15 protein-coding genes are annotated in these 13,085 nt (G+C 63.9%); 7 read left to right on the forward strand and 8 right to left on the reverse strand.

The window, feature by feature from the left end; genetic code table 11:
* Nucleotides 1-208 precede the first annotated feature (208 nt).
* The 3 genes from ACSBOB_RS29450 to ACSBOB_RS29460 all read left to right on the forward strand — a co-directional run bounded on the left by ACSBOB_RS29450 (nucleotide 209) and on the right by ACSBOB_RS29460 (nucleotide 1,950).
* Complete coding sequence (locus ACSBOB_RS29450) at nucleotides 209-655, forward strand: host attachment family protein (RefSeq protein WP_442579571.1); 447 nt, start codon at nucleotides 209-211, stop codon at nucleotides 653-655.
* A 125-nt stretch (nucleotides 656-780) separates the two neighbouring features.
* Nucleotides 781-1,125 (forward strand): hypothetical protein, encoded by a 345-nt coding sequence (locus tag ACSBOB_RS29455; protein WP_442579572.1) that lies wholly within the window; start codon nucleotides 781-783, stop codon nucleotides 1,123-1,125.
* A gap of 73 nt (nucleotides 1,126-1,198) precedes the next feature.
* Nucleotides 1,199-1,950, forward strand: a protein-coding gene (locus tag ACSBOB_RS29460; RefSeq protein WP_442579573.1) for an IS5 family transposase whose coding sequence is annotated in 2 segments (ribosomal slippage) — nucleotides 1,199-1,529 and nucleotides 1,529-1,950 — 753 coding nt in all. Because the reading frame shifts where the segments join, the coding sequence is not laid out codon by codon here.
* A 279-nt stretch (nucleotides 1,951-2,229) separates the two neighbouring features.
* Here the strand turns inward: ACSBOB_RS29460 and ACSBOB_RS29465 are convergent.
* Nucleotides 2,230-2,580 (reverse strand): hypothetical protein, encoded by a 351-nt coding sequence (locus tag ACSBOB_RS29465; RefSeq protein WP_442579574.1) that lies wholly within the window; start codon nucleotides 2,578-2,580, stop codon nucleotides 2,230-2,232.
* Between ACSBOB_RS29465 and ACSBOB_RS29470 the strand changes: the two genes are divergently transcribed.
* Nucleotides 2,572-4,518, forward strand: coding sequence for a cation:proton antiporter domain-containing protein (locus tag ACSBOB_RS29470; protein WP_442579575.1), 1,947 nt, complete (start codon nucleotides 2,572-2,574; stop codon nucleotides 4,516-4,518). The two genes, ACSBOB_RS29465 and ACSBOB_RS29470, sit on opposite strands and share 9 nt — an antisense overlap.
* A gap of 18 nt (nucleotides 4,519-4,536) precedes the next feature.
* On the opposite strand, the gene coaBC is transcribed toward ACSBOB_RS29470, so the two are convergent.
* From coaBC to ubiE, 6 genes are all read right to left on the reverse strand, one after another.
* Nucleotides 4,537-5,754 carry a bifunctional phosphopantothenoylcysteine decarboxylase/phosphopantothenate--cysteine ligase CoaBC gene (gene coaBC / locus ACSBOB_RS29475; protein ID WP_442579576.1) on the reverse strand — a complete coding sequence of 406 codons (1,218 nt, stop codon included), beginning with the start codon at nucleotides 5,752-5,754 and terminating at the stop codon, nucleotides 4,537-4,539.
* A 9-nt stretch (nucleotides 5,755-5,763) separates the two neighbouring features.
* Entirely contained in the window at nucleotides 5,764-6,174 is a 411-nt protein-coding gene (locus ACSBOB_RS29480; protein WP_442579577.1) for a type II toxin-antitoxin system VapC family toxin, read from the reverse strand.
* Nucleotides 6,171-6,410: a FitA-like ribbon-helix-helix domain-containing protein gene (locus ACSBOB_RS29485; protein ID WP_442579578.1), complete on the reverse strand. Its 240-nt coding sequence runs from the start codon at nucleotides 6,408-6,410 to the stop codon at nucleotides 6,171-6,173. The genes ACSBOB_RS29480 and ACSBOB_RS29485 overlap by 4 nt, the downstream gene beginning before the upstream one ends.
* A gap of 4 nt (nucleotides 6,411-6,414) precedes the next feature.
* Nucleotides 6,415-6,699, reverse strand: coding sequence for a FitA-like ribbon-helix-helix domain-containing protein (locus ACSBOB_RS29490; protein ID WP_442579579.1), 285 nt, complete (start codon nucleotides 6,697-6,699; stop codon nucleotides 6,415-6,417).
* Nucleotides 6,700-6,814: 115 nt separating this feature from the next.
* Nucleotides 6,815-8,389: a 2-polyprenylphenol 6-hydroxylase gene (ubiB, locus tag ACSBOB_RS29495; RefSeq protein ID WP_442579580.1), complete on the reverse strand. Its 1,575-nt coding sequence runs from the start codon at nucleotides 8,387-8,389 to the stop codon at nucleotides 6,815-6,817.
* A gap of 7 nt (nucleotides 8,390-8,396) precedes the next feature.
* Nucleotides 8,397-9,173 carry a bifunctional demethylmenaquinone methyltransferase/2-methoxy-6-polyprenyl-1,4-benzoquinol methylase UbiE gene (gene ubiE / locus ACSBOB_RS29500; RefSeq protein WP_442579581.1) on the reverse strand — a complete coding sequence of 259 codons (777 nt, stop codon included), beginning with the start codon at nucleotides 9,171-9,173 and terminating at the stop codon, nucleotides 8,397-8,399.
* Between the two features lie 102 nt (nucleotides 9,174-9,275).
* Here ubiE and ACSBOB_RS29505 point away from each other — a divergent pair, with 102 nt between their 5' ends.
* From ACSBOB_RS29505 to ACSBOB_RS29515, 3 genes are all read left to right on the forward strand, one after another.
* Nucleotides 9,276-10,247 carry an adenosine deaminase gene (locus ACSBOB_RS29505; RefSeq protein ID WP_442579582.1) on the forward strand — a complete coding sequence of 324 codons (972 nt, stop codon included), beginning with the start codon at nucleotides 9,276-9,278 and terminating at the stop codon, nucleotides 10,245-10,247.
* A 131-nt stretch (nucleotides 10,248-10,378) separates the two neighbouring features.
* The gene (gene upp / locus ACSBOB_RS29510) at nucleotides 10,379-11,005 is read left to right on the forward strand and encodes a uracil phosphoribosyltransferase (protein ID WP_442579583.1); all 627 of its coding nucleotides are present in this window, start codon (nucleotides 10,379-10,381) and stop codon (nucleotides 11,003-11,005) included.
* A gap of 126 nt (nucleotides 11,006-11,131) precedes the next feature.
* Nucleotides 11,132-11,692 carry a retropepsin-like aspartic protease family protein gene (locus ACSBOB_RS29515; protein ID WP_442579584.1) on the forward strand — a complete coding sequence of 187 codons (561 nt, stop codon included), beginning with the start codon at nucleotides 11,132-11,134 and terminating at the stop codon, nucleotides 11,690-11,692.
* On the opposite strand, the gene deoA is transcribed toward ACSBOB_RS29515, so the two are convergent.
* The gene (gene deoA, locus ACSBOB_RS29520) at nucleotides 11,686-13,011 is read right to left on the reverse strand and encodes a thymidine phosphorylase (protein WP_442579585.1); all 1,326 of its coding nucleotides are present in this window, start codon (nucleotides 13,009-13,011) and stop codon (nucleotides 11,686-11,688) included. The two genes, ACSBOB_RS29515 and deoA, sit on opposite strands and share 7 nt — an antisense overlap.
* Nucleotides 13,012-13,085: the final 74 nt, after the last annotated feature.

A 13,085-nucleotide genomic window follows, 5' to 3' on the forward strand; every position in this document is an offset into this window, starting at 1 on the left:
ACGAGGCTTTTCAGAAGGAACGCACTCGCGCGCCAGTTTGCAGGACGAAATTGCTTTTCCGCAAGTGCGAAGAGCGGAAGAAAATTTTTCCGCAGCGCCGTTTCTTGGCACGTTTTTATCGCGAGGAACCCCGGACGGCCGGCTTGCGTTAGCCCAGCGAGGCATCGCCCGATGCTTCACGTCCGACGGGAAAGAAGGAGATTGCCGCATGGCCGCGAAACTCAAACACGGCATATGGGTCGTGGTTGCCGATGGCGAGAAGGCGCTGTTTCTGGAGAACAAGGGAGACGGGCTTTATCCGGATTTCGAGGTCGTGCGCGAACTCTCCGAAGAGAATCCGCCAACGCGCGAGCAGGGCTCGGACAAGCCGGGCCGCTTCAATGACGGCCCCTCGCCGCATCGCAGCGCGGTCGCCGACACCGACTGGCACAAGATGGCCAAGGAACGGTTCGCGGTGGAGATCACCGAAAAACTCTATAAGGCCGCGCATCGCGGCGACTTCAACCAGATCATCCTGATCGCACCGCCCGTCGTGCTCGGCGAGATGCGCAAGAACCTCCACAAGGAGGTCGAAGCGATGGTGGTGGCCGAATATCCGAAGACGCTGACCAATCATCCGGTGCCGGAGATCGAGAAGATGCTCATGGCAGCGTGATGGCGAAGCGGATCAGCGAAGGCACATCTTTTCCGACACCAGCGTAATATACAGTGAACGCTTGTTCGGAACCGTATCCGCGGCTGTATCGTTGGGCTCAAGACCCAACCAACCAGGAGGCAGCGATGAAAACGCTTTTATCTGGGTTGATGGCCACTGCGCTGGCAGCCTCGGTTGCCGTGGCCGTGCCGGTGCCAGCCAATGCCGCTCCGATTTTCGTTCCGCAGGCAGAGCAGGGCCGCACGGACGTGCAGCAGGTCGCCCACACCTATCGTCATTGGAAGCGGCAACAGCGCCGCGCGGAGCGCCGCGCCTACCGGCGATACGCACGTCAGCAGTGCTACTACTACGGCGACTGCTACCGTGGCCGGCACTACGGCCGGTATTACGGCCGAAGCTATGGTTTCGCACCGCGCTATTACCCGCGATACTATCGGAGCCCCGGCATCTCGCTGCGCTTTGACCTCTGACGAGCAGCGGTCTGGCTAGGGCCTGTTGAGATTCAGGATTCCACTTTTGGCTTGGTTGTAATTCAAGCTTTGGATGGACCGATTTGTGTTGACGGACGCCCAATGGGCGAAGATGGAACCGCATTGCCTGGGTAAGCGCACCGATCCGGGACGAAGCGGAAGGGATAACCGGCGTTTCTTTGAAGCTGTGTTGTGGATTTTGCGAACCGGCAGCCCATGGCGTGACCTTCCGGCTTTGTTCGGCAACTGGAACAGCGTTTTCAAGCGATACCGCGATTGGGTCAAAGCCGATGTTTTCATTCGGCTTTTCGAGGCTTGTTCAGAAGCGCCCGACATGGAATACGCCATGGTCGACGCCACCATCGTCAAGGTCCATCGCCACGGCCAGGGCGCAAAAGGGGGACTCAAAGCCAGGCCATAGGCCGCTCCAAAGGCGGCATGACCACCAAGATCCTGGCCCTTACCGACGCGCTGGGCAATCTCGTGCGCTTCGTCCTGCTGCCGGGTCAGCGTTTCGATACGGTCGGTGTCGATCCGCTCATCAAGGGCCTCTCCTTCGACGCCTTGATCGCCGACAAGGCCTTCGACAGCAACAGCATCATCGCCGACCTCAACGAGCGTGGCGCCAAGATCGTCATCTCCCAGCATCCGCGCCGGACGAAGCCCATCCTGATCGATATCGAAATGTACAAATGGCGTCATCTGATCGAGAACTTCTTCTGCAAACTCAAAGAATTCAAGCGCATCGCCATGCGTGCCGACAAAACCGACCAGAGCTTCAGCGGCATCATCCATCTCGCCGCTGCCATAATAAACTCAAGATGAATCTCAACAGGCCCTAAACCAACATGTGGGAAGACACTCGAGCCGCGCAACAGTGCCGTTGCGCGGCTGCGACCGACGAACCAAGACGAGTGGGCAAGCAGGGCGACTGAGGCTGAAGCCGGAGATCAGAAGATACGGATGACGGCTTGATAGCCTGTCGAAGCCAGTATTTTCGCTACCTCACCCGAGGGCTGAAGACGAACTCGGAAAACTCTACGATTATATCGAGAAGCGCGCATCTCCGACCATTGCCTGGACATTCGTGAGCGGCCTTCGCGACTATTGCCTCGGCTTTTCGACGTTTCCGGAAAGAGGCACTGTGGGGTCCGAAGGACCCCGCGCCATTCGGTCGTCGGCTATCGGCGCAGGGTCAGCATCGTCTTTGCCATCGAGCAACAACGGGTGATGATCCTCGGAATCTTCTACGGCGGCCAGAATATTGATCTCGACCTGCTCGAAGAGCGCTCCTGAAAGCCGGTTTCCTTCGATCCATTTTGCGTCGTCAAATCGACAAACATGACCGCCAAGGGTTGCGCGCGCCCCACCCAATCCACCATATTGGAAAGACAGCGCTTTCGCGCTTCCCAAAAGCTCCCGGACCTGAAAGGCGACACCTGAACGATGCCGCATGAAACGCCCCTTATCGCCACCATCGTCGCCGGTCTGGGGCTGGCTTTCATTCTCGGCGCGCTCGCCAATCGTTTTCGCATTCCACCGCTGGTCGGCTACCTGATCGCCGGTATTCTGGTCGGCCCGAACACGCCGGGTTTCGTCGCCGACCAGGAACTGGCGCTGGAACTCGCCGAGATCGGCGTCATCCTGCTGATGTTCGGCGTCGGCCTGCATTTTTCGCTGAAGGACCTGCTTTCGGTACGCGCCATAGCCGTGCCCGGCGCGGTCGTGCAGATCGGTTTCGCCACCGCACTCGGCGCGGCACTTGCCTGGATGCTCGGCTGGTCGCCCGGCGCCGGCCTCGTCTTCGGCCTGGCCCTGTCGGTCGCCAGCACGGTCGTGCTGCTGAAGGCCTTGCAGGACCGGCGCATGATCGAGACCGAGCGGGGGCGCATCGCCGTCGGCTGGCTGATCGTCGAAGACCTCGCCATGGTGCTGGCGCTGGTCATCCTGCCGGCCATCGCCGGGCTGCTCGGCGGCGTCGAGCCGGGCGTCGAGCGCTCCTTGCCGCAGCCTGCGTTCCAGTTTGACTTGGGCGTCTGGGGGGTGCTCGGCGTTACGCTGGCCAAGGTCGTCGCTTTCGTGGCGGTCATGCTGGTGGTCGGGCGGCGGATCATCCCGTGGCTCCTGCACTATGTCGCGCATACCGGATCGCGCGAATTGTTCCGGCTGGCTGTGCTGGCGATCGCGCTCGGCGTCGCCTTCGGCGCGGCAAAGCTGTTCGGCGTGTCGCTGGCGCTGGGCGCCTTCTTCGCCGGCATGATCATGAGCGAATCGCCGCTTTCGCATCGGGCGGCGGAAGAGTCGCTGCCGCTCAGGGATGCGTTCTCGGTGCTGTTCTTCGTCTCGGTCGGCATGCTGTTCGATCCGACCAGCCTGCTGCGAGAGACCTGGCCGATCCTGGCGACGCTGTTCATCATCGTCATCGGCAAATCGGCGGCAGCCTTCCTCATCGTCGTCGCCTTCCGCTATCCGATAGGCACGGCGCTGATCATCTCCGCCAGCCTGGCGCAGATCGGCGAATTCTCGTTCATTCTCGCGGAGTTGGGCGTCGGACTCGGGCTATTGCCGGAGCAGGGCCGCGACCTGATCCTCGCAGGTGCGATCCTGTCGATCGTGCTCAATCCACTCGTGTTCGCAGTTGCGGAACGGCTGAAACCGTGGGCCGAAAACCGCTTCGGAAAGGGTACGGCGGCAGCGGAAATCAAGGCGGCCGGTCCGGCCACCGAGGCCGGCGTACTGGCGACGCCCGCCCCTTCCGCCAAATCCGCGCACAAGGAAGAGGACGGCCCGCCGCCCCCGACCACATTGACGAACCACACGATCCTCATCGGCTATGGCCGCGTCGGCAGCCTGGTCGGGGAATCGCTCAGCAAGGCCGGCCTGCCCTTCCTGGTGATAGAGGACGGCGACAAGACGATCGCGAAACTGCGTGCCGACGGGGTCGAGGTGGTCGAGGGCAACGCCGCCAATGCGCAGGTCTTCGCCGCGGCGAACCCGACGGGTGCGAAGCGGCTGGTGCTGGCCATCCCGAACGCTTTCGAGGCGGGACAGGTCATCCTGCGGGCGCGGGCCGCCAATCCTTCGATCGTGGTCATCGCCCGCGCCCATTTCGACGCGGAAGTCGAGCATCTGAAAGGACTTGGCGCCGACACGGTGATCATGGGCGAGCGCGAGATCGCGCGGGGCATCCTCGAATTGATCATCGACGAGACGGTCAAGTCGCCGCAACCGCCGCTGCCGGACGAAGACGGCGTGAAGTCCGGAAAGGACAGCGGAAACAACGATCTGACGCCGAAGGCTTCGGATGCGGGTGCGACAAGCTTCAATCAGCAGCCCAAAACGCCCGGCAACTCGCCCTCGCAGGGAGAAAACCAGCCGTCACCATCGGCTTAAGCCTGGTTTTCGCCGGCCCTATATGGCGATGGTCTTGAGCCGCGCCGCAATCAGGTCGGCCAGCCGTCTCGCAACCTCGGCCTTCGGCATATCGGCCCATTCCTCGACACCGGCCTTCGAGACGATCCGCACACGGTTGCGGTCGCCGCCCATGGCGCCGCCCTCCGCGCTGACATCATTGGCGACGATGAAGTCGGCGCCCTTGCGCTTCAGCTTGGCCTGGGCATTGGCGATCAGATCGTTGGTCTCGGCGGCAAAACCGACCACGAGATACGGCCGTCGGGCATGGTGGCCGACGGTCGAGAGGATGTCGGGGTTTTCGACCATGCGCAGCACCGGCGGCCCTTCGCCCGCCACCTTCTTGATCTTGGCGCCTGCCTCGCTGTCACTGCGCCAGTCGGCAACCGCTGCCACGAACACCGCCGCATCGGCCGGCAATTCGGCTTCAACGGCGTCCTTCATCTCGCGAGCGGTCTCGACATGTATTGTTTGGACGCTCTTCGGATCGGCCACATTGACAGGTCCGGAGACCAGCCGCACGTCTGCGCCAAGCGCAGCCAGGGCAGCGGCGATGGCGTGGCCCTGCTTGCCGGAGGAACGGTTGGCGATGTAGCGGACCGGGTCGATTGGCTCGTGGGTCGGGCCAGAGGTGACGATTATTTTCCTGCCGGACAGCGGACCTGGCTTCGGCGACAAGGCCGCCTCAATCGCCGCGACGATCTCCAGCGGCTCGGCCATCCGCCCCTCGCCCGCCTCGCCGCTTTCGGCCATCTCGCCCTTGTTGGGGCCAACGAACAGAACGCCGTCCTTCGCCAGTGTTGCACGGTTGCGGCGCGTCGCCGGATGCGACCACATTCTTGGGTTCATGGCCGGCGCCATCAGCACCGTCTTGTCGGTGGCCAGCAGCACGGCGGAGGCGAGGTCGTTGGCAAGGCCGTTCGCCGTTTTCGCCATCAGGTCCGCGGTGGCCGGCGCGACGATGACAAGGTCAGCCTCGCGCGACAGCCGGATATGGCCGACGTCATGCTCGTCGTTCCGGTCGAACAGGTCGCTGAAGACGCGATCGGCAGTCAGCGTGCCGACCGACAGAGGCGTGACGAATTCCTGCGCGGCGTGAGTCATCACCGCCCGCACCGAAGCGCCGCGTTCGCGCAGGCGGCGGATCAGGTCGAGCGTCTTGTAGGCGGCGATGCCGCCGCCGATGATCAGGAGGATGCGCTTGCCGGAGAGGGTCACGGTAGTCCCCTATAGCGGTTTCAACGCGGGCTCAACGTCCGTATGGACGAAATCGTCGCCCTTAAAAAGCAGCGGCAGATTACGGGTCTTGGCCAAGGCATAGGAGAAGCAATCGCCCATGTTGAGCCCCGCCTTATGTCCGGAGCCTCGGCCGAAACGGGAATAGGCGGACTTGGCCACATCCAGTTGAATGGCGTCGAAGGCGACGACGTCGGCGCCAACCAGTTCCACGATTTGTTCCAACCTCGCCGCTCCGTCAGCTATGGCGGCGCGACGCGACACGCAGAAACTTTCATGCAGCGTCGCGGCGCTCACCCGGCACGAGGCATCCCGATCAAGGAATATCTTGAAGTCGTCGACACCTTCCTCCGCGTTCAAGATGGCGATGTAGACCGAACTGTCGATGACATATCCGCTCAACGGATTCCCTCGTCCCACATTTCATCGGAGACGGATTTCTGGTCGAAGGGTCGCACCGGCTTCACGCCGAGGCGGGTAAGAGCGTCGAATATGGATGTGTTCCTGCGGGGCGTCGCGGACCTTTCCTTTATGATTTCACGCATTTCCCGCTCCATCGAAACACCACGCCTTGCAGCGCGCTCCCTGAGTCTTTGCTTGACGGCGTCATCCAGATTGCGAACGGTTAGGGTTCCCACAACGCTACCTCCGAATTGCGCCGCCGGGCCTGTCGCCAATTTCCTGTCCTACCGGCGGGAAACCGCGACGGTCGAAACCCTCAGCGGTCGGCATACCAACGGACGCCGCAAATACGTCGCGCGCCTCCTGCTCCATCGATACGCCACGCCGCGCACCACGCTCCCGCAGCCATTGTAAGGTACTGTCGTCAACGTTGCGGATAGTAAGCCTAGCCACGGAACGCTCCTGGTCTGATCGACCTTTCGGATCATAGCGCATCATTGACATCAATGACAACTTTGATGTCATTGATGTCAGGCATCGGCCGCATATGCTTGCGTAGCTTCGGCGTGATCGCTTCCAATGAAAGACGACGGGAACGCGCCGATATATGCTTCCTAGCTGGCTCCTGGTGCTCGGGATCTCACACCAGCTTCCACGCAATCCAGACCACCGCCGCCGCGATCACCCAAAGCGCGATGCGGCCGGAGCGGGTGTGGCGGGCCTCCGCCTTGCCGATCGCCTGCGCGGTCGTCTCGTCAAAGCGCAGGCCGTGTTCGGCCATCTTGTCTATTTCGCGCGAAAGGCGCTCGGTGCGGGCGGCGAGGTCAGGCGCCTGGCGGGCCAGCGACAGCAAAGCGCTGACACCGTCGCGCGCGTCGGTCAGCAGGCCGCGTGGCCCGAGATTCTGCCTGATCCAGTGGCCGACGACCGGCTCCGAGGTCTTCCACATGTTGAAGACCGGGTCGAGCGAACGCGCCACACCCTCGACCACCACCATGGTCTTCTGCAGCAATACGAGTTCGGGCCGGGTCTCCATGTCGAACAGTTCCGTCACCTCGAACAGCAAGGTCAGCAGCTTCGCCATGGAAATCGTCTCGGCCGGCTGGCCGTGGATCGGTTCGCCGATGGCGCGGATCGCCTGGGCGAAGGACGCGACATTGTGCTGGCGCGGCACGTAACCTGCCTCGAAATGCACCTCGGCGACGCGCACGTAGTCGCGAGTGATGAAACCGAACAGGATTTCGGCGAGGAAATGGCGTTCCTTCTTGCCGAGGCGGCCCGATATGCCAAGGTCCACCGCGACAATGGTGCCGTTCGCCTCGACGAACAGGTTTCCCGGGTGCATGTCGGCATGGAAAAAACCGTCGCGCAGTGTGTGGCGCAGGAAGGACTGCACGAGGTTTGCGGCGATCGCCTTCAGATCGTGGCCGGCGGCGCGCAATGCCTCGATGTCGTTCATCTTGATGCCGTCGATCCATTCCATGGTGACGACGTCGCGGCCGGTTCGCTCCCAGTCGACCGCCGGCACGCGGAAGCCGGGATCGTCGCGCGTGTTCTCGCCGATCTCCGACAGAGCGGCCGCCTCCAGCCGCAGGTCCATCTCGATCCTGGTGGTCTGGGCGAGCGTCTGCGTCACCTCGACCGGGCGAAGGCGGCGCGAGGAGGGAATGAATTTTTCCTGGAGGCGCGCCGCGAGGAAATAGCTTTCAAGGTCGCGGAAGAAGGCGCGGCGCACGCCAGGGCGGATGACTTTTACCGCGACTTTTCGCACCTCGCCGTTGCGCATGACCTCGGCGGGATGAACCTGGGCGATCGAAGCGGCGGCGACGGGCTCTTCGAAGGTCACGAACAGGTCGGACATGGAGCGGCCGAGCGAGCCTTGGATCGCCTCGACCGCCTGCGCGGTCGGAAAGGTCGCCATGCGGTCCTGCAGCTTGGCGAGGTCCAGCGCTATGTCGTTGCCGACCACGTCCGGCCGCGTCGCCAGGAACTGGCCGAGTTTTACATAGGACGGCCCCAGCCGCGACACGGCGCCGGCCAGCCGTTCCGAGCGCTGGCGGCGCATGGCGCGGGGCCGCGCGAGGAATTTCGTCAGCCGCCAGGCGAGGCGCGGGGCGCCGGAAAGCTCCTCGCCCGGCAAAGCCGCGAAGACGCCTTCGCGCGTCATGATCCAGCCGGCCCTGACCAGCCTGAAGCCCGCTCCGATCGAGGTCATGCGAGCGTCAAAGCTTCCAGCCGGAATGCAGGGCCGCAATGCCGCCGGAATAATTCCGCCAGGTCACGCGCTCGAAACCGGCCCGCCTGATCATATCGGCGAAATTCGCCTGGTTGGGAAATTTTCGGATCGATTCCACGAGGTAGGCGTAGGGTTCGGCGTCGCCGGTCACCATCTTGCCGATCGGCGGGATAGCCTTGAACGACCATTGTTCGTAGACTCGGTCGAGGATCGGCATGTCGACCTCGGAGAATTCGAGGCAAAGGAAGCGTCCACCGGGCTTCAGCACACGGAAAGCTTCGGCAAGCGCTGCGTCGATATGCGGCACATTGCGGATGCCGAAGGCTATGGTGTAGGCCTCGAACGTCTCGTCTGGAAAAGGCAGTTCTTCCGCGTTCGCCTCGACGAAATCGACGTTGTCCTCCAGACGGCGCTTCACCGCCCGCTCGCGGCCAACGGCCAGCATGGAGCCGTTGATGTCGAGCACGGTTGCCTCGGCGTTGCCGGCCGAGGCATCGACGATGCGGAAGGCGATGTCGCCTGTGCCGCCGGCAACGTCCAGTGAGCGCCAGCCGGCGCGGCGCGGCGGATTGAGCCAGGCGACCATCGCGTCCTTCCACAGCCGGTGCAGGCCGCCCGACATCAGATCGTTCATCAGGTCGTAGCGGTTCGCCACCCGATGGAATACGGCGTCGACCAGCGGCTGCTTCTCGTCATCCGCCACTTCGCGGAAGCCGTATGAGGTTTGCATGCCGCCCGCAGCGGTTGTCCGTTGTTCTGTCATAAACGTGACCCGTTCTCCGGCGATCAAGATACCCGATGCACGGCGGGGACGCTATTGTCCAGCATTGCCGTGAAGACCCGCGATTCGTTCGAAGGACCGCCCATGCCGCTCACTGCCGAAATCCACTGCCATGTCGAGGGCGCGGCCGACCCGGAACTGGTGATCCGGCAGGCGCGCAAATACGGGGCGGACACCTCACCGTTCATCCAGGACGGCTCCTTCGTCTGGAGCGATTTCACCACCTTTCTGCAAGCCTATGATTTTGCAGCCGATCTGTTCCGTACCGAAGAAGATTATGCGCGGTTGACCGAGCATTATCTCACCAGCCTGGCGCGCGACGGCGCCATCTATTCCGAGGTGTTCACCTCGCCCGACCATGCGCGCCGCGCCGGCCTGTCGCCGCAAGCCTATACCGAGGCGCTGGGCGAAGGCATGATCCGCGCCCGCGACAAGACCGGCATCGAAGGCCGGATGATCGTCACCGGGGTGCGGCATTTCGGCGTGGAAGCCGTAGAAGCCGCCGCGCGCTTCGCCGCCAAATGCGGACATCCGCTGGTGACCGGCTTCGGCATGGGCGGCGACGAGCGGATGGGCGACATCGAGGATTTCGTGCGCGCCTTTGAGATCGCCCGCGAGGCGGGGCTCGGCATCACGGTTCACGCCGGTGAGTTCGGCGGCTGGGAGAGTGTCGCCGGCGCACTGGACCATCTGAAGCCGAGTCGCATCGGCCATGGGGTTCGCGCCATCGAGAACCCGGACCTGGTGAAGCGCATCGCCGACGAGGGCATCGTGATGGAGTGCTGCCCGGGCTCGAACATCGCGCTGAAAGTGTTCCCGGATTTCGCCAGCCATCCGTTCCCTGCCCTGCTCGCCGCCGGCTGCAAGGTGACGCTGAATTCCGACGATCCGCCCTATTTCTGGACGACGCTGCGCAATGAGTACGACCTCGCCGCGAAACATTTCGGCATGAGCGAGAAGGCGCTGACTGCGGTGACGCGCACTTCGATCGAGGCGGCGTTCGTCGACCGCAAGACGCGGAGCGCTTTGCTGGCGCGGCTGGAGAAGAAGCGGTGAAGACCGTTCTTCTCCCGGTTTCTCCCGCCGCAACTACGGGGAAAACCCCCCAACCACTGCCTCACGGCATTTCGCCGGCCGCCAAGCCCGGATAGGATGCCGAGACACAATAAGAAGCGGAAGGTCAGGCCATGGGCGTCACAGTCGTCGATCACCCCCTCGTGCAGCACAAGCTGACCATCATGCGCAACAGGGAAACGTCCACCGCGAGTTTCCGGCGGCTGCTGCGCGAGATCTCGCTGCTGCTGGGCTACGAGGTGACGCGGGACCTCGAACTCACCACGACGACCATCGAGACGCCGATGGAGACGATGGAAGCGCCGACGCTTGAGGGCAAGAAACTGGTGTTCGCCTCGGTGCTGCGCGCCGGCAACGGCCTGCTCGAAGGGCTGCTCGACCTCGTGCCGGCGGCGCGCGTCGCCCATATCGGTCTTTACCGCGACCACGAGACGCTCGAAGCCGTCGAATACTTCTTCAAGGCGCCGAGCGACCTCGCCGACCGGCTGGTGATCGTCGTCGACCCGATGCTCGCCACCGCCAATTCGGCGATCGCGGCGATCGACAAGCTGAAGGGACGCGGCGCCACGAATTTGCGCTATCTCTGCCTGCTGGCAGCGCCCGAAGGCATCCAGCGCTTCACCACCGCGCATCCCGACGTGCCGGTGTTCACCGCCTCGATAGACCGGCAGCTCAACGAGAAGGGTTATATCGTGCCCGGCCTGGGCGACGCCGGGGACCGGCTCTACGGCACGAAATAGCGGAGATTTGCGGCCGCCGTTAACCCTTCGTTTACACAGGTTTCGAGTAGAAGCCGGAAAAGCGGAACCGTTAAGGCTGCCTCGTTTTTCCGGCGGTATGTATGGGTGCAGCAAGACGGGTCTCAAATGCTGCGCAACGCCATCCTCATCGGTATCTGTATCGGGGCATCGGCCTCCGTGCCGCTGCTCTACCAGGCGAATCCGGATGCGCTGGAGGCGTTTCTCGGCCCGAGCCAACCCGACCAGACGCTGGTGGCGGCGGTTCCTCAGGCGGAGATCAAGCCGGCGACTGCATCCGCCAGCCCTTCGCTCAGTGGCCGCAAGGTGGAAATCCCCGCGGACGACCGGGGTCATTATATCAGCGACTTCAAGATCAACGGCCGCAAGGTCGAGGCGATGATCGACACGGGGGCGACGGCGGTGGCGATCAATCTGTCAACGGCGCGGCGTCTTGGGCTGCGCATCCAGTCTGCCGACATGAAAGGCACGGTCAGCACCGCCAACGGCAAGGCGCGCGCCGCCGTGGTGATGATCGAGCGGCTGGAGATCGGCCGCATCATGGTGCCGAACGTCGAGGCGCTGGTGCTTGACGACCAGTCGCTCAGCACCACGCTGATCGGCATGACGTTCCTGAACCGGCTGAAGAAGTTCGAGGTCGGCGACGGTACGCTGCTGCTGGTTCAGTAGGTTTCCGTGGCCGAAATCCGCCGCACCACCGGATCCTTGGCGGCGGGGCGGACCTCGCCGATCTCATAGGCGGCGGCGAGCGCCTTGCCGGCAATGTCGGCGGCGGCATCGTCACGGGCGTGCACCATGGCCAGCGGTTCGCCGGGTCGCACTTCCGCGCCGAGCGGCAGCAAGTGCGTAAAGCCCACCGCGAGGTCGACGCTGTCGCCGGGGCGCGTGCGGCCTCCGCCGAGACCGACGACCGCCAGCCCGATGTCGCGGGTGGCGATGTGGGTGACGAAGCCGGCGCGTCCGGCACGCACGGCGCGCTCGACCGGCGCCTGCGGCAGATGGCCGGCCGATCGCTCGATGAAATCCGCCGGGCCGCCGAGGTCGTGCACCATGCGGGCGAAGCGCTCCGCGGCGCGGCCGGTGTCCAGCGCCTCCCGGGCCTTGGCAAAGCCGTCGGCGTGCGAAGCGGCAATGCCGGCGGAAAGCAGCATCTCGGCCGAGAGCGCCAGCGTCACCTTTTCGAGGCGCGGACCGCGCACGCGGCCGGTGAGGAAATCGACGGCGTTGACGACCTCGACGGCATTGCCGGCGGCCGAGGCCAGCGGCTCGTTCATGGCGGTGATCAGCGCCGACGTCTTCAGGCCTGCGCCGTTGGCGACCTCGACGAGGCTTTTGGCAAGCGATGCCGCGTCGCGTGATTTTTCCATGAAGGCGCCGTTGCCGACCTTGACGTCGAGCACCAGCGACTGCAGCCCAGCCGCCAGTTTCTTCGACAGGATCGAGGCTGTGATCAGCGGGATCGATTCCACCGTCGCGGTAACATCGCGGATGGCGTAAAGGCGCTTGTCGGCGGGAGCGAGCGCGGCGGTCTGGCCGATGATAGCGCAGCCAGAGGAAAGTACTGCCTTGCGGAAGAGCGCAGTGTCGGGCTGGCTGACATAGCCGGAGATGGCATCCATCTTGTCCAGCGTGCCGCCGGTGTGGCCCAGGCCGCGTCCGGAGATCATCGGCACATAGGCGCCGCAGGCCGCGACGATCGGCGCCAGCATCAACGAGACATTGTCGCCGATGCCGCCGGTCGAATGCTTGTCGGTGGTCGGGCCGGGCAGGTCGGACCAGTCGAGCACCTCGCCGGAATCGCGCATGGCGAGCGTGAGCGCCACCGCCTCCTCACGGCGCATGCCGTTGAAGAAGACCGCCATGGCGAACGCCGCCGCCTGTCCCTCCGAGACGGCGCCGGAGGTGAGGCCGGCGATGAAGGCGGCAATGTCGTCGGACGGCAGGGCTTTGCCGTCGCGCTTTTGCCGGATGATTTCCTGGGGAAGCATCAGTCTTTCCCTCCCCCTTGAGGGGAGGGTGCCGAGCGAAGCGAGGCGGGAGGGGTCGCCGCGGCAGTGCTCCG

Origin of the sequence: Mesorhizobium sp. KACC 23794 (assembly GCF_052180275.1) — a bacterium.
Lineage (GTDB): Bacteria > Pseudomonadota > Alphaproteobacteria > Rhizobiales > Rhizobiaceae > Kumtagia.

What these genes read in the sequence shown, in the direction of transcription:
- ubiB (WP_442579580.1), bottom strand. Translation starts at nt 8,389, where the DNA reads ATGACCTCGATCGGAGCGGGCTTCAGGCTGGTCAGGGCCGGCTGGATC.
- ACSBOB_RS29515 (WP_442579584.1), top strand. Translation starts at nt 11,132, where the DNA reads ATGCTGCGCAACGCCATCCTCATCGGTATCTGTATCGGGGCATCGGCC.
- ACSBOB_RS29465 (WP_442579574.1), bottom strand. Translation starts at nt 2,580, where the DNA reads ATGCGGCATCGTTCAGGTGTCGCCTTTCAGGTCCGGGAGCTTTTGGGA.
- ubiE (WP_442579581.1), bottom strand. Translation starts at nt 9,173, where the DNA reads ATGACAGAACAACGGACAACCGCTGCGGGCGGCATGCAAACCTCATAC.
- upp (WP_442579583.1), top strand. Translation starts at nt 10,379, where the DNA reads ATGGGCGTCACAGTCGTCGATCACCCCCTCGTGCAGCACAAGCTGACC.
- ACSBOB_RS29470 (WP_442579575.1), top strand. Translation starts at nt 2,572, where the DNA reads ATGCCGCATGAAACGCCCCTTATCGCCACCATCGTCGCCGGTCTGGGG.
- ACSBOB_RS29505 (WP_442579582.1), top strand. Translation starts at nt 9,276, where the DNA reads ATGCCGCTCACTGCCGAAATCCACTGCCATGTCGAGGGCGCGGCCGAC.
- ACSBOB_RS29490 (WP_442579579.1), bottom strand. Translation starts at nt 6,699, where the DNA reads ATGACATCAAAGTTGTCATTGATGTCAATGATGCGCTATGATCCGAAA.
- ACSBOB_RS29455 (WP_442579572.1), top strand. Translation starts at nt 781, where the DNA reads ATGAAAACGCTTTTATCTGGGTTGATGGCCACTGCGCTGGCAGCCTCG.
- ACSBOB_RS29450 (WP_442579571.1), top strand. Translation starts at nt 209, where the DNA reads ATGGCCGCGAAACTCAAACACGGCATATGGGTCGTGGTTGCCGATGGC.
- deoA (WP_442579585.1), bottom strand. Translation starts at nt 13,011, where the DNA reads ATGCTTCCCCAGGAAATCATCCGGCAAAAGCGCGACGGCAAAGCCCTG.